The sequence below is a fragment of the Aneurinibacillus uraniidurans genome, assembly GCF_028471905.1.
GTDB lineage: Bacteria > Bacillota > Bacilli > Aneurinibacillales > Aneurinibacillaceae > Aneurinibacillus > Aneurinibacillus uraniidurans.
The window spans coordinates 2371688-2392899 of sequence record NZ_CP116902.1; the positions used below are offsets into that span (position 1 = coordinate 2371688).

Annotated in this window: 17 protein-coding genes and 2 pseudogenes; 8 read left to right on the forward strand and 11 right to left on the reverse strand. The window is 43.0% G+C overall.

What is annotated here, in order from left to right; genetic code table 11:
* Nucleotides 1–226: 226 nt before the first annotated feature.
* The 5 genes from ytaF to PO771_RS11855 all read right to left on the reverse strand — a co-directional run bounded on the left by ytaF (nt 227) and on the right by PO771_RS11855 (nt 6021).
* Nucleotides 227–868 (reverse strand): sporulation membrane protein YtaF, encoded by a 642-nt coding sequence (gene ytaF / locus PO771_RS11835; RefSeq protein WP_272559878.1) that lies wholly within the window; start codon nt 866–868, stop codon nt 227–229.
* Nucleotides 868–1251 carry a hypothetical protein gene (locus PO771_RS11840; RefSeq protein WP_272559879.1) on the reverse strand — a complete coding sequence of 128 codons (384 nt, stop codon included), beginning with the start codon at nt 1249–1251 and terminating at the stop codon, nt 868–870. The genes ytaF and PO771_RS11840 overlap by 1 nt, the downstream gene beginning before the upstream one ends.
* Nucleotides 1252–1315: 64 nt before the next feature.
* On the reverse strand, nt 1316–1546 hold the full coding sequence (locus PO771_RS11845) for a hypothetical protein (RefSeq protein ID WP_272559881.1): 231 nt from the start codon (nt 1544–1546) through the stop codon (nt 1316–1318).
* 11 nt (nt 1547–1557) lie between these two features.
* Nucleotides 1558–1800, reverse strand: a complete 243-nt coding sequence (locus tag PO771_RS11850; protein WP_272559882.1) for a DUF5132 domain-containing protein — start codon at nt 1798–1800, stop codon at nt 1558–1560.
* A gap of 12 nt (nt 1801–1812) precedes the next feature.
* Nucleotides 1813–6021, reverse strand: coding sequence for a cation-translocating P-type ATPase (locus PO771_RS11855; protein WP_272559883.1), 4209 nt, complete (start codon nt 6019–6021; stop codon nt 1813–1815).
* A gap of 178 nt (nt 6022–6199) precedes the next feature.
* Here PO771_RS11855 and PO771_RS11860 point away from each other — a divergent pair, with 178 nt between their 5' ends.
* The 5 genes and pseudogenes from PO771_RS11860 to PO771_RS11875 all read left to right on the forward strand — a co-directional run bounded on the left by PO771_RS11860 (nt 6200) and on the right by PO771_RS11875 (nt 11326).
* Nucleotides 6200–6571, forward strand: a complete 372-nt coding sequence (locus PO771_RS11860; protein WP_272559884.1) for a hypothetical protein — start codon at nt 6200–6202, stop codon at nt 6569–6571.
* Nucleotides 6572–6643: 72 nt separating this feature from the next.
* Complete coding sequence (locus tag PO771_RS11865) at nt 6644–8746, forward strand: RNA degradosome polyphosphate kinase (protein ID WP_272559885.1); 2103 nt, start codon at nt 6644–6646, stop codon at nt 8744–8746.
* Between the two features lie 26 nt (nt 8747–8772).
* Nucleotides 8773–8979, forward strand: a pseudogene (locus PO771_RS19460) (transposase); the annotation flags it as partial.
* Nucleotides 8980–9206: 227 nt separating this feature from the next.
* Nucleotides 9207–9443 carry a transposase gene (locus PO771_RS19465; protein ID WP_422665005.1) on the forward strand — a complete coding sequence of 79 codons (237 nt, stop codon included), beginning with the start codon at nt 9207–9209 and terminating at the stop codon, nt 9441–9443.
* Between the two features lie 314 nt (nt 9444–9757).
* Entirely contained in the window at nt 9758–11326 is a 1569-nt protein-coding gene (locus PO771_RS11875) for an SEL1-like repeat protein (RefSeq protein WP_272559886.1), read from the forward strand.
* Between the two features lie 124 nt (nt 11327–11450).
* Here PO771_RS11875 and PO771_RS11880 read toward each other — a convergent pair.
* A pseudogene (locus PO771_RS11880) lies at nt 11451–11774 on the reverse strand (DUF444 family protein); the annotation flags it as partial.
* Nucleotides 11775–11927: 153 nt separating this feature from the next.
* On the opposite strand from PO771_RS11880, the gene PO771_RS11885 reads away from it, so the two are divergent.
* Nucleotides 11928–12287 (forward strand): winged helix-turn-helix transcriptional regulator, encoded by a 360-nt coding sequence (locus tag PO771_RS11885; protein WP_272559887.1) that lies wholly within the window; start codon nt 11928–11930, stop codon nt 12285–12287.
* A gap of 104 nt (nt 12288–12391) precedes the next feature.
* Nucleotides 12392–12811: a pyridoxamine 5'-phosphate oxidase family protein gene (locus PO771_RS11890; protein ID WP_272559888.1), complete on the forward strand. Its 420-nt coding sequence runs from the start codon at nt 12392–12394 to the stop codon at nt 12809–12811.
* 436 nt (nt 12812–13247) lie between these two features.
* Here PO771_RS11890 and PO771_RS11895 read toward each other — a convergent pair whose 3' ends face one another.
* Both PO771_RS11895 and PO771_RS11900 read right to left on the reverse strand, forming a co-directional pair.
* Nucleotides 13248–13868, reverse strand: a complete 621-nt coding sequence (locus tag PO771_RS11895) for an OmpA family protein (RefSeq protein ID WP_272559889.1) — start codon at nt 13866–13868, stop codon at nt 13248–13250.
* A gap of 131 nt (nt 13869–13999) precedes the next feature.
* Nucleotides 14000–15133: an SEL1-like repeat protein gene (locus PO771_RS11900; protein ID WP_272559890.1), complete on the reverse strand. Its 1134-nt coding sequence runs from the start codon at nt 15131–15133 to the stop codon at nt 14000–14002.
* Between the two features lie 289 nt (nt 15134–15422).
* On the opposite strand from PO771_RS11900, the gene PO771_RS11905 reads away from it, so the two are divergent.
* Nucleotides 15423–15590 carry a hypothetical protein gene (locus PO771_RS11905; RefSeq protein ID WP_272559891.1) on the forward strand — a complete coding sequence of 56 codons (168 nt, stop codon included), beginning with the start codon at nt 15423–15425 and terminating at the stop codon, nt 15588–15590.
* Nucleotides 15591–15630: 40 nt separating this feature from the next.
* Here the strand turns inward: PO771_RS11905 and PO771_RS11910 are convergent, their stop codons facing one another.
* The 3 genes from PO771_RS11910 to PO771_RS11920 form a co-directional block, all read right to left on the reverse strand.
* Nucleotides 15631–17358, reverse strand: a complete 1728-nt coding sequence (locus PO771_RS11910; RefSeq protein ID WP_272559893.1) for a YcdB/YcdC domain-containing protein — start codon at nt 17356–17358, stop codon at nt 15631–15633.
* A 172-nt stretch (nt 17359–17530) separates the two neighbouring features.
* Nucleotides 17531–17710, reverse strand: coding sequence for a hypothetical protein (locus tag PO771_RS11915; protein WP_272559894.1), 180 nt, complete (start codon nt 17708–17710; stop codon nt 17531–17533).
* 241 nt (nt 17711–17951) lie between these two features.
* Nucleotides 17952–21212, reverse strand: coding sequence for an S-layer homology domain-containing protein (locus PO771_RS11920; RefSeq protein ID WP_272559895.1), 3261 nt, complete (start codon nt 21210–21212; stop codon nt 17952–17954).

The window sequence follows — 21212 nt, forward strand, 5'->3', positions numbered from 1 at the left end:
AGTTTTAATTCAAAAAAAATTTAAAAATAATTCAGAATCGACTGATTCAGACGCTACATATACGAATTTTAGCGGTTTTCCCCTTGCTTTTTATTGGCATACAATTTGCTTCATATGAAATAATAGCAATAGGTTTCTCCTTTTAAAATTTCTGTTGGACTCTGACGCTTTAGGAAGCAAGATTGCACCCCTTTCTTGCTTCCTCTTTTTTTATGTGTTAGCTATACTACCACACCTTAATCAGTCCATATAAAATCAACAGCATACCCGGAAGATAATTTGCTCGACTAAGCCAGCGTATATCCCTACACATCGCACCCAATCGCAAACCGGTAATAAGGAGTATTCCGTTACTGATTCCAATAAAGAGTGCTGTTAGCCAGGGAGTATATCCGATTAGTGCCGCACCGATTCCGGCTCCGAAAGCATCCAGGGAAAGAGCAAGCCCTAAGAGGAGTGCCTCTATTCCCGTAATCGTTCCCGAATGATTGACATCTGCTTCAGCAGGTTGACGCAAGATCTCGCTCATAAGACCGATCGGTGTTTGTGTAGAATCATCCGAATTATGTGTACTCTCGTCTTCCTGTTTTGCTATTTCTGTCTGTTGACGGTACATTTGATAAACAGATCGGATTCCGATTAGTACAATTAACAATCCTCCAGCTGCTTGAGCAATGCCTGGCGAAATAAAAGAAGACAGCCCGCGACCGATTTGCATGGATAAGAACAGAGCGGTCCCAGAACAAACCATAATAATCAGTATGGAACGTATAGGTACACACATCCGTCTTATCCCATAAGTCATCCCGGCACTTAATCCGTCCAGGCTTACTGTACATGCAAATGCCAACAGCGAGATGACCTTCATTATCCCTCAGCTCTATCCTGTACAAGCGCAGACTGATTCATCATGTCAGCCGTTCTCTGTGGCAGACGTGCCATTCCTTCCATTACTGAATTGTTAAAAACGAGATTGCCTGCCTGCATCCCAACCGTGCGCCCTACTCGATCACCAAGAAGTCCGCCTACAACTGATCCGACTACCGTACCAACGCCTGGAAAAATAGTCGTACCAAGTATAGCCCCGTATTCGATTCCTGCCATAACACCTAGAGCGACTCCCACGTTTTTAGTCGTATGAGCTGCGTATTGTGTACCTGACATACTACCGCTTTGTAATTGTCGCGTATTTTCCCACTGCGACAAACCACCAGAAATCACACCGGCCCATAGTGATGTTCCGCGAAACATGACGATCCCTCCTTCATCTATTTACTTTGTAGTATGAACGATTTTGCTACCGTTATACTTACCTTTACCAGCGCCATATTTTAGGGAAAGAAATCCATGATAGAAGATTTAACTTGTGTTCCTTCCCCTGGGTTTTTACCATGCCAAAAAATTCGCCAAAAAACACTTCCCATTTCTTACCGATTTTCTCTTTGCTACTTTGATCGGTGAGCACCATTGCAATGCTTACACGCAGCGCCTCCCGTAAGTGGGCAAACGCCTGTTGAAGATGATGATCTACTTTTTGCTCTTCCATGCCAGATTCCTCTATTCGTAAATTTCTCTATCTACCCGTTTCTTAAGCCGATCAAACTGGGCTTCTGCCACAATGTCTTCTACTTCTTCTTTGGCGATACGGGCAGTCGTGCATAATCCAGTCCACGCAGCGGCTGCCGTTCTGGCCCCCATGTTTCCTGCAACACTTACAGTTGTTTTCACAATCGGGAGCAAAACGGGAGCAGCTAGCAGCATGGCCCCACCGATTACAGCACGTTCAAGATTTATCCTCATGCTTTCACTTCCTTATGCCGCCTGTACAACAGGACGAGATCGTATCGGTTCCGGACTTGCCCCCAAACCGCTAAGCAGCGGTTTGGAAACAAGACTTACTGTACTTCCTACAAGCAGAACTTGCAGGAGTTGATGCAGCCCAAGCGGAGCTGTGTGGAATATTCGGGCCAGTCCCGGTACGTAGATGACCGAGAAGAGAGCCAACCAGGAGATTCCAAGCGCCCCGACAAAGAACTTATCGCGCGTCCACTCTGAGAATCGCTGTCCCTTCTCCTGTCTCCAGGAGAATGTCTGACTTAGCTGCCCCGCTACGAGCGTGGCAAACGCCATTGTCCGGGCAACCGGCAGCGACACCCCGGCAGCCAGGCTCGTTGCGAACAAGCCGAGCGAACCAAGACCGAGGATCGAGCCGCGAATCATGACTTTCTTATACAAACTCCGATCGACAATATCCTGCTTTTCTGTGGTCAGCTCTTTATTGCCCGGATTAACAGCCAGCACTGCGGCTGGCAGCGCATCGGTCAATAAGTTCATCAGCAAGATTTGCACCGGCACGAGCGGAATTGGCATACCAGCAAGTACCGCAGCGCTGCTGACGATGACTTCAGCCAGATTGCCCGTCAGAAGGCAGCCAATAGCCTTCCGAATATTCCCGATAATCGTTCGGCCTTCTTTGACACCGTCCACAATCGAACCGAAATGATCTTCTTTCAGTACCATATCTGCCGACTGTTTGGTCACTTCAGTACCTGTTCTGCCCATCGCGATGCCAACGTCAGCTTTCTTAATTGCCGGGGCATCGTTTACCCCGTCTCCCGTCATCGCTACAAGCTGTCCAGTATGCTGGTACGCCTTCACAATTCGTAGCTTATGCTCAGGTGATACCCGGGCAAAGATTGAGACATTCGGAACAACCGCTATTAATTCAGCTTCGCTCATCCGGTTTACTTCTCCCCCGGTCAGTACGCGATCACCATCCCGATAAATCCCAAGCTGCTTCCCGATTGCCATTGCTGTGATCGGATGGTCACCCGTAATCATGACCGGTTTCACGCCGAGACGAATCGCTTCCTCAATCGCGATTGCCGCTTCCGGCTTCGCCGGGTCGATCATTCCTACCATACCGACATAAATCATCTGTTCGTCGGCCGCACTTTCACACGTTTCTTCTGTATTCAGCGGACGGTAGGCAAAACCGAGTACGCGCAATGCGTCTGCGGCAAATGCTTCATTTTGCTGGAGAATGCTTGCTCTGATCTCATCTGTTAGCGGATAAATAACACCCTGATACTGATAAGAGACACAGCGTTTCAGCGTCGCTTCCACCGATCCTTTAGACATGAGGAAGCATTCATTTTCTTTGCCTTCTTCATGGCAAATGACACTCATCGTGCCATGATACGAATCAAACGGAATCTCCCGCTTACGCTGCCAATGGGCAAGCTGTTCTTTATGCACTCCGCCTTTGGCCGACAGCGTCAGCAGCGCCCCTTCGGTAGGGTCGCCCTTCATCGTCCAGTTTCCTTCTTCCTGTGTAAGGGTACTGTTGTTGCAGAGCACACCGATGTGGAGAATCTGGGCAATGTCCTTATCAGCAGCAAGCGTCTCTCCTGCACGATTCACAATCTCGCCCGATGGATCATATCCTTCCCCAGTAGCCTGCCATACTTCATGTACAGTTGCCATACGAGTAACGGTCATCTCGTTTTTAGTCAATGTTCCGGTCTTATCCGAACAGATAACTGACACACGGCCAAGCGTTTCTAGTGCTGAGAGCTTACGCATGATCGCATTGCGCTTCGACATACGACGAATCCCCGCACTAAGCGCAATTGTAATCGTTACCGGCAGCCCTTCTGGAATGGCCGAAGCAATCAGGGCAACAGAAGTCGGTACCATCTGGCCGATTGTATTGCCGCGAAGCAGGCCGACTCCTAGTACGAGAATCCCCGCTGCAAAAGCGCCTTTCACGAACTTTTTGCTGATGGAGGTCACTTTTTCCTGTAATGGGGTCGTTACTTCTTCATCTTTTAACAGCGAGGTCAGATACCCAATTTCTGTGTTCATCCCGGTTTCCACGACAACGCCCAGTGCTTTGCCGCGTGTAATGTTTGTCCCCATATAAACCATGTTGCTTCGTTCCGCCAATGCTGTGTCGGTCGCCACTGTACCAACCGACTTCTTCACCGCCATCGATTCACCGGTGAGGGCGGCTTCATTCACTTCCAGGTTCCAGTCCGAAATAATCCGTATATCAGCCGGAACACAGTCACCTGCTTCGAGCACAACGACATCGCCTGGTACAAGATCAACAGAAGAAAGTTCACATTCGGTACCGGAGCGGATTACCTTGCACATTGGTGGCTGGAACTCATTGAGTTCATCCACTACTTTCTCTGCTTTTTGTTCCTGTACAGTACTGATGAAGGCGTTAGCTATCAGCACAGCTGACATCGCTACGCCGTCAAAAATATCCCCGGAAAAAATCGAGAGTGCGGCCGTACCGAGCAGCACAAGTGTGGTAAATTCTTTGAATTGACGGGCAAACCGCATCAGCCAGGGTGACTTTTCGGCAGGAAGCAATTGATTAAGTCCGGTTTTGGCCCGAATGCCCGCAATGCTTTTCTCTTCCAGTCCGATCTGCTTATCGGTATGCAGCTTAGAAAGGACATCCGCTTCCACTATGGAATACCACGAGGTGCCGCCCCGCTTTTCGATTTGTGGTTTAGCTCTTTCCTTGCCAGTCGTATCTATACTATTTTCCTGCTTAATATGCCGGGTAGCTCGCGTAATCCATAACAGCTTCAGTGCATCAGCAATCAGATTGACAAGCGGCGCAAGCAGCCTTCCGGTTACCATAAGCCCTGTTCCCGCTACATTCCACAGCGCTGTCCATTTCCGATGCTGTCCAGTTACATGCTCTGCATGTTTTGCGTAAGCATAATTCTTTGCTAGATGCTTTAGCTCCTCGATATGCAGATAACCGCATGCAACCTTTTCGAAGCTCGGGTTGTTCGTAATAACAAGATACTGCTTATTATTTTCCCGTTCTGGCGAGAAGCTCTCTTGTGCAATCCGGGTGAATTCCCGTTCCTCCGGGGCAGTTTTCTGTAAAATTCCGATTGAATCTTCTAGAAACCGAACCTGCACATGAGGATACTGTTCCACAAACTGTCTTACATACATCGCTTCTTTTTTCGGTGATTCTTCCCCATTAAAGAGAAGACTTGTATCTTCGACAACTAACTCCTGAACTTCAGCCATTTCACATAGTGTGATATTTTCCGGAAGAGTCACACCATCTTCCTTCGCTTTTAATTCCTGCGCTTTCCACGCATGTTCCTCCGCTACCAAACACGGCTGCGGGTTCGCAGCAAGTAATATACCCAGCGTATACAGTGGATTGCGTGTAAGAACAAACGCAGCTCCCGCCAGCCCAAAACCTAACGTAGTGGCTCGGCTTGCATACGTTTTTGTCTGGCTTGAGACGTATTGAGCCGAGTCTGTTTCTTTGCTAAAATGCTTCGTTCGCTGCCACTGCAGGAACTGGAGCGCACTAATGCCAGCCAACACGAGCAGATTCTCACGTATAAGCGCCAGGCCTAACGCAGCTGCCCCAAGAACGAGATCTCCATTTAAACGCTTTTCATGTGAAAAGCGCCTATATCCCTGTTTTAGAATGGGATACCCGCTTACAATCGAAAAAATGCCTGCGGCTGAAAACAGTCCCGTACTGCTTGCAAGTTGCGACCGCCCCATAAGCAATTGTTTTACACCCAGCACACCCATTCCGACGACAGACGCCGTAAGAGCGACCGGTGGTTTATCTTCTACTTCTCGCTTGTCCACCGGCATGACTCGAAAATGCTCGGAAATCCCCTCCGACGCATCCGCAGTCAGCACAGCAGCACTTGCTGTCTCAAGCACAGTCTGCTCATCCGGACCTTCTCCGAATTTCGAATGCCGCGCCGCATACTGTTCTTCTTCTAGCTGTTGCAGTAGACGGCAAAGAGTATGTGCTGAAACAATCGCGGTATCATATTGAAGTAGTACCCTTCCTGTAAATGGACAGGCACTGACGTTCACACGTTCGGTATTTTTATGAAAAAAGGCTTCAATCTTCCGTGCAAACGCGGTATCTCCTTTTAACCCGTATACTTCGATACGCAGCCTACCGGGCAGCGAACGAATAAATCTTTCTCTAAACGTAATGCATGCCAATGGTCCATCTCCTCTCCCTTCTTCCGTAATTCCCAAATTACAAATCATAACGTGTAGTATTGGTTGTGATAAACCGTTCTATACGTAAAAATTTGTTGAAATCATTTTTTACGATGTATAAAGATGGACAGATTATGTCACAATAATGGCTATATATTGATTAAGGAGGAGAAGTAATATGTTGAAAAAACTACTTCCCAAGTCTCCCTTAGGCATCGTTCTCACCGCCGCTGCCGTTATCTTATATGCATCACCTGAAGCAAGAAAAGCAGTTCGTAAGGCTGCCGTCAAAGGCTTATCGGCACTTATGGCTCTGACAGAACAAGTTAAAGAAAGTACTTCTTCGATACGCAACGAGCTTTCCGAAACGATGCGTGAAAGTGAAAAAGTAGAAACTAAGGAGCCTTCCAAACTCGATACACATACAACATTTACATACAACACAGAGATCGAACCGGAAGATTTCCTGAAAAGCCCGGGGCCATTAAATGTAATGAATGATGAATACTTGAAAAAGCACGCTACAGAGATTCCGACAAAACTACATTAAAGGTTGCAACATGCAAAGACCGGATAACCTGTCCGGTCTTTTTCCATACACCAAACGACGAGGTACAAGATTATGAAAAAAACGAATCAAAAAACACCGGATATTAGCCTGCCCACATACTACAACAACCGGGAGCTTAGCTGGCTGGCATTTAACGAACGGGTGCTAGAGGAAGCACAAGACGACAGCAATCCGCTCCTGGAGAGGTTCAAGTTTCTGGCAATTTTCAGTTCTAATCTGGATGAGTTCTTTATGGTACGGGTCGCTGGATTAAAGGACCAAATTAAAATCGGATTTACTAAGCCAGAGGACAAATCAGGGCTTACCCCTAAGCAGCAGGTTGATGAAATTACTAAAAAAACAACAGGTCTGGTAACCACTCAATACGCCGTCTATCATAAGATTCTGCACGCACTGCACCATGAGCATATAAAGATTGCCCGCATACAAGATATAAACGAAACGCAGTATGCGTACCTTGAGCAGTTATTTGAGCATACATTACTTCCGATTTTGACGCCGATGGCTGTAGATACGTACCATCCGTTTCCCAAGCTGTTGAATAAACGAATTAATCTTGCTGTTTTTCTGAGTCGGAAAAACGATCCGAAACAGGAACGACTGCTTGCGATTGTACAAGTACCCGCACTATTCAGTCGATTTATTCAACTACCAGCCGCTCAAGACAAGCATATCTTCATCCTGCTCGAAGATGTACTCTGCCATTTTATGTATAAGCTATTTACTGGCTACGATATCCTTTCGGTCTCCGAGTTCCGGATTACCCGCAACACTGATTTAACCATTGATGAGGAAGATGCTCAGGATTTTCTCCGCGAAATCGAAAAAGAATTAAAAAAGCGCGAACTCGGTGCAGCCGTTCGGCTGGAAATTCGTGAGAACGAGGTAGACCACACCCTCCTTCCGTATTTGCTCAACGCACTAGGCATTGAACAAAAAGATGTGTACGCCGTTAGCGGTCCGCTGGACTTAACGTTTCTATTCGCTTTTTACAATCAGCTTGCAGACACGAAAGAACACCTTATTTATGAAAAATTTACGCCGCAGCCGACTCAAGATTTTCTTGAAAGCCACAATGTCTTTGCGGTTATAGAAAAGCAGGACGTGTTGCTTCATCATCCGTATGAATCTTTCCAACCCGTGATTGATTTTCTGTGCCAGGCGGCAGATGATCCAGGCGTGATGGCGATTAAACAAACACTCTACCGTGTCAGCGGCAATTCACCGATCATTAAAGCACTAAAGCGTGCAGCCGAAAACGGCAAGCAGGTAACCGTTCTGCTTGAACTGAAAGCACGTTTTGACGAGGAAAACAATGTACACTGGGCTAAAGAGCTAGAGGAAGTTGGCTGCCATGTCATCTACGGAATGAATCGACTGAAGACCCACAGCAAAATCACGCTCGTCGTCCGGCATAAGGAAGGGAAAATTCAGCGCTTTGTTCATCTTGGTACGGGAAATTATAATGACGTTACAGCCAAAATTTATACCGATGTCGGCTTTTTCACCTCGCATCCAGAGTTCGGAAAGGACGCTACCGACTTCTTTAATTATTTAAGCGGTTACTGTGAAAAACCATCGTTTTACCATCTTTGTACGTCTCCCTTCGATATACGGGACGAACTGATGCGACTTATTGATGAAGAAATCGAATGCCAGCGCCAAAACGGTACTGGACATATCATTGCCAAAATGAATTCCATGACAGACAAAAAACTTATGATGAAGCTGTACGAAGCATCAAGAGCAGGCGTAAAAATCGAGCTGATTGTACGGGGGATTTGCTGTCTTCGTCCCGAAATGAAAAATGTGAGCGAAACGATTACGGTACGCAGCATCGTCGGACGATTCCTTGAGCATGAAAGGATTTTTTACTTCCATCATAACCATAAAGAGAAGGTCTTCATCTCTTCGGCAGACTGGATGACACGTAATATGGAAAACCGGGTAGAAATTATGTTTCCTATCTATGCAGATCATCTAAAAACCCGGATTAAAGAATTTTTGTCCGTTATGCTAAAAGATAACGTTAAAGCACGCGAACAAGGGGCAGACGGCAAGTATCGCTATGTATCTCCGAAGAAAGGCGAACCACGGATAAACAGCCAGCAGGTTTTCTGCATCCAGGCTTATGAAGCGGGGAAAGACAATTAAAAAAGCGTACCAAGGTACGCCCTTATTATTGTGAAGATAATGGACGACCTCTGTTGATCCTTTAGTTCTCTTCAAAATGATGTTTATTGGCTATTTGTATGGCATTCGTTCTGAACGGCAGCTGGAAAGAGAAATCCAAATGAATATTGCGTATCGCTGGTTTTTAGGACTGGGATTCACGGACCCTGTTCCTGATCATACAACCATTAGCTGGAATCGTCGTACTCACTTTAAGGGCACAATTATTTTTCAGGATATTTTCATGGTCGAACCCGAAACAAAGGCGTATGTGGAAGCGTTAAATCAAGCCGTTGAGGAGGATCGACTTTCCCATGGAAAAAAGCCGTTGAAAGAACAGCAGGAAATGTACATGATTCTATGCCGTACCTTGCTCGTTTAGATCGCCAAAGATTGTCCATTACTTTCTCAATGTACACAGTCCAAAAATCATCAAAAGATCATCACTCGTCATTTTTGGGAAGAATGCAAGGAAACGGTGCGAGAAAATCGATTATCGAAGTCAGGGAAAATTCTTTATAAAAAACGAAAAGAAAAGATTGAGCGAAGCTTCGCGGATGCAAAAGAACTCCTTGGGCTTCGCTATTGCTGTTTACAGGGAAGAGATAATGTGCAGGAACAGGCGCTTATGACAGCAGCCTGTCAGAACATGGAGAAGATTGCCAACCCTCTATCCTAGCTTGGCTAGATGGTTGAGAGGGCTTTTCCTCAAAAAATATCCTTTAAAAAATGTGTAGAGAAACGATGGGTTTCTCTACACTCTGAAGCTGCTTTTAATAGCTTTTTTTTCATAAAGTTATAAATTTGAATTAAATTAGCATATAAGCTTCGATTATCATTTTGATACATATAATATTTTATGACTATATTCAATGTTCCCTCTATGATAAAAGTATCATTTAACCAGAAATGGAAGGTAAATGAATCAAGGTGTCGAAAAGTTTTTTACTGGAATGAAAATAATTACATTAAATTAAATAGGGGGAAAAATTTATGATAAAGTTATGGGGAAATAAACATATCGCTCATAAAATCCAGCAGTCAAAAGAGTCTCGTTTTTTTCTTATTACAATGCTTTCATGTGCTTTCGTTTTCGCTCCATCTATCGTCAATGCAGCTACAACACTAGATAAAAACAGCCAAGACAGTCTCTATACGGGGTCTGTAGAATCTAATAGTGAATCATTTAAAACCCTCCTGAAAGAAGCAGAAGCAGGGGACGATGAATCACAGTATCTAGTTGGAGAGGCATATTATTACGGTTCAGGAGAAGTTCAAAAAAACTATAAAAAAGCATTTGAATGGTATATGAAATCAGCTGTACAAGGCAATATAGATGCACAGTATACAATTGGATATTTTTATTATAGAGGCTTAGAGGTATCTAAAGATGATAAAAAAGCGATGGAGTGGTACCTCAAGGCCGCTGAGCAAGGGCAAACTTCGGCTCAAACTAGTGTTGGAGATTTTTATCGCCAAGGGATAGCTACCTCTCAGGATTATAAAAAAGCAATGGAATGGTACCTCAAGGCCGCTGAGCAAGAGAATGCTGTTGCTCAGTATAATATAGGTAATTTATATTTCAAGGGGGCGGGCGTTACCAAAGACTATAAGAGAGCAATGGAATGGTACCTTAAGGCTGCTGAGCAAGAAGATGCTTATGCTCAATGTAATATAGGAATCTTATATGAAAATGGCTATGGTGTTACTAAAGATTATAAGAAAGCAATGGAATGGTACCTCAAAGCTGCTGAGCAAGAAAATGCTGTTGCTCAGTACAATATAGGTCTTGCATATGAAAATGGACACGGAGTTGCAAGAGACTATAAAAAAGCAATGGAATGGTACCTCAAGGCCGCTGCTCAAGAAGATGCTTATGCTCAATGTAATATAGGCGTTTTATATCATAATGGATTCGGCATTACCAGAGACTATAAAAAGGCCATGGAGTGGTACCTCAAGGCCGCTGAGCAAGAGAATGCTGTTGCTCAGTATAATATAGGAATCTTATATGAAAATGGCTATGGTGTTACTAAAGATTATAAGAAAGCAATGGAATGGTACCTTAAGGCTGCTGCTCAAGGAGATGCTTATGCTCAATGTAATATAGGAATCTTATATGCAAATGGCTATGGTGTTACTAAAGATTATAAGAAAGCAATGGAATGGTACCTTAAGGCTGCTGAGCAAGAAGATGCTGTTGCTCAGTACAATATAGGTCTTGCATATGAAAATGGACACGGAGTTGCAAGAAACTATAAAAAGGCCATGGAATGGTACCTCAAGGCTGCTGAGCAAGAAGATGCTGATGCTCAATGTAATATAGGCGCTTTATATCATAATGGATTCGGCATTACCCGAGACTATAAAAAGGCCATGGAGTGGTATCTCAAAGCCGCTGCTCAAGAGAATGCTAATGCTCAATATAATATAGGATTCTTATATGAAAATGGACAGGGAGTTGCTAAGAATTACAATAAAGCCCTGGAATGGTATCAGAAAGCAGCCAAACAGGGAGATCAAGATGCACAAGATCGAATTAAGGCTTTGCAAAAAAAATAATCGATTATGATTATAGAATAAAGCCTTCCTATCTTAGAAAATGATTTTTTAATGTATAAAAAAGGTTCGAGCCTTATTTCTCTCGAACCTTTTTTTATATATCTTAGAGATGTATACTGATTAACTTCTCCATCAATTCCCGTACTAGCTTCACACAGCGGTCATTATCCGACGTCAAATTATCCCCATCCGAAAAATGAAACGGATAAATATTATACCTCGACGGTGGATAGCGTTCATCAATAATCTCCAGCGCCTTACGGTACGCAGACGAACAAATCGTCCCGCCACTCTCTCCCTTAGAGAAAACTGCCTCTTCCGTTACTTCCTTCGCCTCTGTATGATGGGCAATAAACACAATCTCCACTTTTTCATACTTTGTGCGCAAAAAGCGCAGCATCCAGAAAAAGAAACTGTGCGCTACATACTTTTCCATCTGTCCCACAGCCTTATGCGGCTGTCTTCTTATACCAATCCCCAGTGTTAAGCAGTAAACAAATTCCTCTTTCTTAAAACTCTTTAATCTATTTTATAAACCATGATACCATGTAATTATATTTTTTACATAAAAAAAGAAAATAAGGATAAAGAGGTGAAGATATTGAAAATAAGAGAGGAATACACCTGCCCATTAGAACTGACACATGATATTACAAAGGGTAAATGGAAACCGATTATATTATGGCAGCTACGGCTTGGTAACACATCACTTACAAATCTTGAAAAGGATATTCGAGGTATTAATCAAAAAATGCTTATAGAACAGCTAAAAGAACTTTTAGAATTTGGAATGATCGGCAAAAAAACATTTGATGGTTATCCACTAAAGGTTGAATATTTTTTAACAGAGCGTGGAAAAAAAATGCTTGAAGCTATTAGCATTATGCAACAGATAGGCGTTGAGCTTATGCGGGAAAACGGAATGGACGAGGTACTAAAGGCAAGCGGATTTATTGAGTAGTTCAGCCATCATACCCACGAAAAAGTGTGTAATTTACGAATTAGTTGTGAGACATTACCATTAATTATGTTCCTAACAAATAAATTCACATGGAGGGTATCAAAATGATAGATATAGAGAAAACAATAGGAAATTTAATTGATAAAATTGGTGTTTCTTTTATCGGCTCTATAGATAATGAAGGATTTCCAAATATGAAAGCCATGTTACCACCTCGAAAAAGAGAAGGAATTAAACATGTTTATTTTACTACGAATACCTCGTCTATGAGAGTAAGACAGTATAAAGAAAATCCGAAAGCAAGCGTGTACTTTTGTGATACCCGCTTTTTCAAGGGCGTAATGCTAAAGGGAACTATGGAAGTGCTTGAGGATAATGATTCCAAAGAAATGATTTGGCGTGAGGGTGATACTATGTATTATCCTTTAGGTATAACTGATCCCGACTATTGCGTTTTAAAATTCACAGCACATAATGGGCGATTTTATAGCAATTTTAACTCAGAAAGCTTTACTATTGATTAGGATATCACTTGGTAATCTTAAAGTTTTACATAGAGAAGATGATATACATATTTTTGATTGGTAAATTTACGAATTAGGTTAGCTAATTAAACATCACACCGTTCCCCTAAACATACTTTGTAAGTGTAAGCATCATACGAAGGGTGTGTTCATCTTGAAAGTTAGTGTAAACGAGATATACTCTAACGGATCATCCGGTAAATTTAGGGTTGAACGCAAGATTTTATATATAGGTGATGAGGAGCAGGGAAAAGAGACATTAATATACATGGTAATTAGGGGCGAAGAAAGAGGTTTATGCTTTAAAACAACTATACATCATTTTTCTAATTGGGCTAAAGAGAACGTTCAGAGCCATAACATAATCTAAAACAACAAGGTAACTAAATGAAGGAATATATACCAAAAGGTTCGAGAGAAATAAGGCTCGAACCTTTTAATCATTGGTGGGTGTTATCAAAATCTCGACCCGTCTATTTTTTTGTCGATTCTTATCCGTATCGTTAGAGGCAATCGGTTTCGCTTCCCCATATCCTTTTGTTGTGAATGCAAGCAATTCTAGGGATGCTGCGTTTTTAAGATATGTTTCTACTTCTTTTGCCCGTCTCTCTGACAAATTAACATTATAATTTGCGTCTCCTTGACTATCCGTATGGCCGTAAATCTGCACATTTGCTTTTTGAATTTTTTTCAGCTCACCACTAATGTCATCAAGAACTTTTTTTGCTCCGTTTTTCAGGCGGCTGTCGTCATAGTCAAACAGCACTGTATCAGGGATTTCTATTTTGACCTGCTTCTCATCCGAGGTAACTTGCACGTTGTTATTATTGATATGAAACTCGATTGGCTTTCCTGGCTCAATCGGTTTGCCTGGAGTAATCGGCTTGCCCGGTTCAATCGGTTTGCCCGGGGTGATTGGTTTACCAGGGGTTATAGGCTCACCTGCTTCAATTGGTTTTCCCGGCTCAATAGGAGCAGACTCTTTTGCCTTTTCTTCGGTTTGCGTACAGCCGATAAGGAACATTGTCAATAGGACAGCACCTATTTTCTTATACATAACAAAGTCCTCCCTTGTATCTTGTTGCTATGTATTTCCCAAATAAATAGGACTCTCCTGAATCCGTGGCGGAAAACGTTTGGCACCTTAAAAGTTCAATCGCCACGAATTCAGGTTATCATCCTAGTCGATTATTTTTTTTTCAAAGCCTTAATCCGATTCTGTGCGTCCTTATCTCCCTGATCGGCCGCTTTTTGGTACCATTCTATAGCTTTACTGTAATTTTTAGTAACGCCTTCTCCATTTTCATATAAGATCCCTATATTATATTGAGCATCAACATCGCCTTGAGCCGCAGCCTTGAGGTACCACTCCATCGCTTTTTTATAATCTCTCGTAACGCCCGTGCCATCGTTGTATAGCACTCCTATATTATATTGAGCACCGGCATCCCCTTGTTCAGCAGCCTTGAGATACCATTCCATCGCTTTCTTATAATTTCTTGCAACCCCGTGTCCCGTTTCATATGAAACACCTAGATTGTACTGTGCATCAACATTTCCTTGTTCCGCGGCTTTGAGGAACCATTCCGTTGCTTTTTTATAATCTTTAGTAACGCCCCATCCGTTTAAATATAAACTGCCTACATTATATTGAGCATCAGCATCCCCTTGAGCAGCAGACTTAAGGTACCATTCCATCGCTTTCTTATAGTCTTTGGTAACGCCCGATCCCTTTAAATATAAATTACCTATATTATACTGGGCATCAGCATCCTCTTGCTCAGCAGCCTTAAGGTACCATTCCATGGCCTTCTTATAGTCCTGAGGGGTAGCTATCCCCTGGTGATAAAAATATCCAACGCTAGTTTGAGCCGAAGTTTGTCCTTGTTCAGCAGCCTTGAGGTACCACTCCATCGCTTTTTTGTAATCCTTCGGTACCTCTAAACCTTTATAATAAAAATATCCAATTGTATACTGTGCATCTATATTGCCTTGTTCAGCTGATTTCATGTACCATTCAAGTGCTTTTTTATAGTTTTTTTGAACTCCTAAACCGTAATAGTATGCCTCTCCAACTAGATACTGTGATTCATCATCTCCTGCTTCTGCTTCTTTCAGGGCAGTTTTGAATAATGCAGCGTCAGATTCCGTAGACTCTATATAAATACTATCCTGGCTGTTTCTATCTAGCGTTGTGGCTGCGCTGCCGACAGATGGAGAGAAAACAAAAGCACATGAAAGCATTGTAATAAGAAAAAACCGACGTTCTTTTGACTGTTGAGCTTTATGGGTGATATGTTTGTTTCCCCATAACTTTTTCATAAATTTTTCCCCCTCTTCAATTCGATGTAATTATTTCCATCTCAGTAAAAATCTTTTCGACACCTCGATTGATTTACCTTCCATTTCTGATCAAATGATACTTTTATCATAGATAGAATGTTAAATACAGTCATAAAATATCACATTTATCAAAATGATAATAGAAAAAGGCGCGATTGCTCACGCCTTTGCTGATTACTTGAGATTCGCGGTAAATCTGTTTGATATCTGGTATAAATCTTCCATTTGTACACATCTTACTAGTACATCAATTATGGAGGATAACAAAGTGAATAAACACAACCATAAAAAGAAAGCCACTAACGCAGCAAATCCTACCAACTCATTTGATCTTGTAGTTGATGGGTTTGAACACATGATGAACCCATCAAAAGAAACCATGCAAAAGATTGAATCCGATCGGGATGATAATCCCGATGATGTAACACTTATTTAGATATGATCAAACACATAAGTTTTATCATATCTACATGCAGCTACTCTTCATCATCCCGCTCAATCGGTACCTGCACATAGTTGCCCGTAAATGCATCGACATAATCAACTGCATTTTCGGAACGTTCCCATGTATACGTCAGAATAGGAGCAGGACCCTTCTGACCAAAATAGGATGGCCATAGGTATTCCAGTTTTAGCTTTTTGTTTTGCATGAAGGATTCGGCCGCTTTTTCTTTTGACGTTATTCCCTCTGGCGCAGGAAGAGAAAGCTTTTCCTTATAAGGAGCAAGTGAAAAACCGATAACTTTTCCAGTTACTGCATCAACCGTTACACTGTATGAACGATCCGCGATCGGGATGCCCTCATAGCGTTCCTGGAACCAGAAATGATGATTTTGCCGTTCGTTTCTTGAAAACGTAGAGATGTTTTCCTTGTCTGCCCAGGATGGCGGCTGTTCCTCTTCCCATATCATATATTGGACCTCCAACTCCTTGGCTGTAGGACTTGCATACTTTTCGATGAATGCAAGTGCTGTTGCGAAAGCTTCTTCCTTATTGACTGCTGCTGGGCGATTGTTTTCTGCATTCATATCCAGGCCTGCGCTCGTAATCAAGCCGCTTGCTTTTTCTATGGTTATATTAATTCCAGAGCCTTTTTGATCGCTCCCATAATAGTGGGCATATGGATATTGTTCTTGCCTAGTAGAAAAAGGCCAATCGGGTTTTTGTAGCTGCACCTGGCTAAAGTCGAGGTTAAACACTTTACTTAATACTTCTGCTGTTTCTTTTTCTGAATGAGCAGTCAACTTATTCCCTTGCGGATGAATTTGCACCACTTTCCACGGAGCAAAAAAGAGAGAAACTTGTTTGAGTTCTTCCCCTGTCATACTGCTAATTGGCTTACCGGTTTGAGCATCGAAAGTTCCATATACATTCATCAAATCATAGCGCAGTACCGATTTTGTTTTTTGTGTTCCTGTCGGAGGATAGCTATATATTTCCGGCTGCTCTTCCTCGTATTGGAGCGCAAGACTATCCGAAGTAATGAGCTGTTTTTTCATATCCTCAGCAGATCGAATATGGGCGATAGTTGGAATCGATATATTTTTTAGATTGGGCGGATTGTATGCCAGTCTCGTAACATGCCCTGCAGCATCCACGTTTATACGAAGAAAGTCATTCCCTGAAACCGGAATATTGTTAAGCATAAGCGGGAATTCGACTTGAAGGTTTGCCCAGGTAGTTGGATTTCCGTTCTCGTCATACGTCGTAGATGAGCCGCTTCCATGTGAGGTAGGTTCACCAAATTGTTTTCGTCCTTCAGCTCCCAGCCAATTGATAAGGAATTGCTCCGCCTTCTCTTTAGCTAACTTGGTAGATGGCTTTTTTTCAGAGGCCCATTCTTTCATTTGAATATCGAATGATCGAAGCTCTCCTGTTTCCAGATCAAAGACAAGATTTGCATTGGAAGGAATATTGTCTCCCTTGAACAAAGCTTCATCATTCGGTGCATCTGTAAGCGAAACATAGAATATCTTGTTATCATCATCTGGCATACTCATATGAATGCGTAGTTGCTTAAAAGCGGGTTGCAGCGCGAACAGTTTATCCATTTTCTTTTGAATCGTTGGAGGGATTGAGGTCACTTTCATGGCGATGGCTGTCTGCTCGATAGCGGTCGGCTTGCTTTCCTGTTCTGCGGCCAGCACTGATCCTGACGGAAACAGTGCGGCTGTCAAAAGAAGGACGGTAAATGATCGTTTCATTATATCTCCCCTTTACTATGTAAAAATTACAATATATTACCATGATACAGATAAATAAAATGATTTCAACATTATTTTCCAAATTATATAGTTTTGTATCAATAGATGGTCATCTGCCTGTTTCCTATCTAAAAGAAAAAGCCACTCCATCGGAGCGACTCTTTAGCCTTGCTTATTGCCAATATAGAAACTGGTACCCTTCTGCCTGATCCGCTTCCTCATTATCCAACTGGTTATCTTCATTTAAAATAAAGCTTGATACATCTGTATCCACTTTGTCATTTAGATACTGATTTTCTCCTGGGGCAAATCGTGCTGTAAGAAGGGAATCGTTTTCTTTCTTTTTATCCATTAACCATCATCATCCTTTCTGCAATTGGCTACCATACATTTATTATGTCCTGTACGATTGCGTTAAATCCTTTTAAATCAGGGGTTTGACGCTTTTTGCTGTGTCTTATTGCTTCAGTTTTGGTTATCCCTTCCTAAAAAATCTCTAACAAAATTAGGCCTCCCACTTATCCGGGAGGCCTTAATTATAACGGATTGCATGTATTTACGACTGATTTACTACCCTTCTACCTGCACAAACACTATTTTTGTTCTAACATATTAAGAAGCAGAACAACAGCCTCTGCTCGGGTAGTTGAATCATTGGGGACAAATTGATTATCGTCTCGTCCGTGGATTAAACCTTTCTCCAACAAAGCACTTACAAAGCCTCGTGCCCATTCTGGAATTTTTTCATTATCTGAAAATGTTGTCGATGGACGATTCTTCACTTCTAACTTCAGAGCACGTGCAAGAACACTAGCCATTTCCGCTCGTGTAATTTCCTGATTGGGACGAAACGTACCATCTGGATAACCGTTTACAAGCCCTTTTTTCACCACAAGAGAAAGGGATTGTTCCGCCCACTTCGGAATTTCCTCCTGATCATGGAATGATGTTACTTCCTCTTCACCCTGTAGTTGTAGAGCGCGTGCCAATAGTGATACCCATTGAATGCGTGTTACTGGCTGGTTTGGACGGAAGCTTCCATCCGGATAGCCGCTTACCAACCCCTTTTGCACAGCCTCTTGAATCTTTTCTTTTGCCCAGTGTTTCTCTATATCGTTAAAAACAATTGGGGAAGGCGGAACCTTTGGCGGCTCCGGTTGCTTCACTTCCACAGGAGGTAATTGTACAGTAGACGAAGAGGAGCCTCCCCCACCACTACTACCTCCCCCATTCGAAGCGTACGCACGGTATAAGGTAAGCTTATACGTTTTCTTTGTACCATCCTGAGCAGTCACTACAACTGCTACTACACTGTTCCCTTCAGGAACATGGATCGATTTGATTACACCGTTATTTTGTGTCTGACCATTTATCGTCATGGATGCATTCGTATCGTCTAACGTCGCCAACAAGTCAATGGACGTACTTTGATTCGGAAGAGTGAGTGTATACTCTGTTACCCCTGGATCAAATATCGGATTTATCGTTCCTTGATTCACTGTAAGATTACGCAGATTCGCATTTGAAGACAGTGGTTGGCTAGGCTGTGTGATTACAACAGCTACTGTTTTTGTATGACCATTGTTTATGATAGTTACTTCTATCGTGCCTGGCTGCGCTCCAGATGCAACCGTGATCAATCCATTTGGGCTGACGGTTACCAGATTCGTATTGGCCGATAAATAGGTAGTTCCTTCCGATCCTGCTGTCACATCTTTTGTGCTTCCATTAGACATTGTCGCTTCAACATATAACTGATGTGTGGCTCCCGGCAACAAGGTAATGGTATCTGGTGTCACCCCAATACTCGTTACGGTTGGTGCAGGAGGTGGTGTTTCTACTCCAATAAGAGTAGCAGTTCCAAGATTTCCCTGATACTCAGCCGTAACAGTAACCGTATCGGCCGATGTAACGTTCACCAGTCCGTTCGTTACACCTGCTATTGCTGGTTTATCTACAGACCATGTTGATAAGCTTGTTACATCTGTAGTTGCACCATCAGTAAATTCAGCTATTGCTCTATACTGCTGCGTTGCTCCTACCTCAACGGTTGCCGTAGAAGGTGTGAGAGTTAGCTGAGTCACAGTAGGTGGAGGATTCGTTGTAAACGTGATAATTGTGTCTGCTCCGGTAGGTGCTCCCGTTACCGCATTAGCTGCAACCCTTACTCTCACCGTACGGTCTCCACTTAGATCCGGATGGTTACTTCCGGTATACTGGACATACGCGCCCCCGTCTACACTAAACTCCATTGCTGTTGTTAAGCCTGTGATTACATTATTTAGGTCATCCGCTGTTACCTGTGGTGCTCCTGGCGGACTTACCAGTGTAATGGAGTTCGTAAGGGAAGTTTCGTTCCCTGCATCATCACGAAGCTGCATATGAACGGTTTTACTACCGTCCCCAGCAGTAAGAGTCCAGCCCTTAGTAGATTTCACCGTTTCCCAGTTAGTCCATGTACTTCCGTCATTGGAGAACCGCATATCGGTACTTCCACTCTCAGTAATATCAAGCGTGACACTTTCGCTTGATGTAAACGCTGCTCCGTTGTTAATCGTGAACGAGCCAGTTGGCGGTGTTTTGTCTATCGTAAAAGAAATGGTTGTTGTATTTCCCGCAGCATCCGTGACAACCAAAGTATACAAGCCTTCATTACTTATTTTTGTACCATTTGTAAAGGGTGAGCCGTTTAATGTAGCTGTTCCTTCGTTAAATGTAACGGTCAAGTCAGTATTAACTGTTTGACCATTACTCACTCCTGTCACAACCGGTGGTACTGTATCAATTGTCCACGTATACGTTGCTGGAGTTGAATCTACATTTCCTGCTGCATCCTTTGCTCGTACAGAGAAAGTGTGACTCCCTGTACCTAAACCCGAGAGAATAGCAGGAGAAGTGCAAGCCGTATATGCCCCTCCATCTAGGCGGCATTCAAATGAGCTACTTCCCTCATTTGAGGTAAACGTAAATATCGCTCCTGTGCTACTTGTAATTCCAGCAGGCCCTGACGTAATAAAGGTATCTGGTGGTGTCGTATCTACTATAATCGTGTCACTAAAAGAAGACACATTTCCTGCCCCATCACGAAGATTCATATAGACGGTTTTATTCCCTTCTCCAGCGACAAGAGTCCATGACTTCGAAGCACTAAATGCCTCCCAAGAACTCCATGTGGTATTATCGTTGGAGAATTGCATTTGCGTCACTCCACTAGCATCCGTACCTGTTACATTGAGAGTGACACTCGTAGAAGATGTATAAGAAGAATCATTGTTAATCTTCACAGCTCCAGTTGGAGGAACGGTATCTAAAATAATTGTATCGGAATACGTATCTGATACTAATCCACCTGCATCCTGGATTTGCATGTACACTGTTTTACTACCGTCTCCTGCTGCAAGCGGCCAAACTTTAGTTGTGGATACTGTTTCCCAATTACTCCACGTCGCATTGTCATTGGAAAATCTCATGTTAAGGGGGTCATTTTCTGGATCAGAGGCATTCACTTCTAGTGTGACAGTAGAAGATGATGTATAGGCTGCCCCAGAGTTTATTGTAATGGATCCTGTCGGGGGACTAGTAACAGGGTTATTCGTAACATAAGTAGCAAATTGCTCATTGGATGTATCATGTGTTGGACTAGCCCAGCCATTATTGAAATGAGCCAGAGTTACCCATAAAGCATAAGAGGGTGGGATTTCACTAGATGTAACTACCTGACTGCCATCAATGCTATACTTGTACGTTTGATAACGTATTTCCTTATTGTATGATACTGTTTCGATTTTAAATCTGGAAATCGTCGCCCAACGTGCATCTACCGGTATGGACAGTGGATTAGTCGTCTCTAGCAC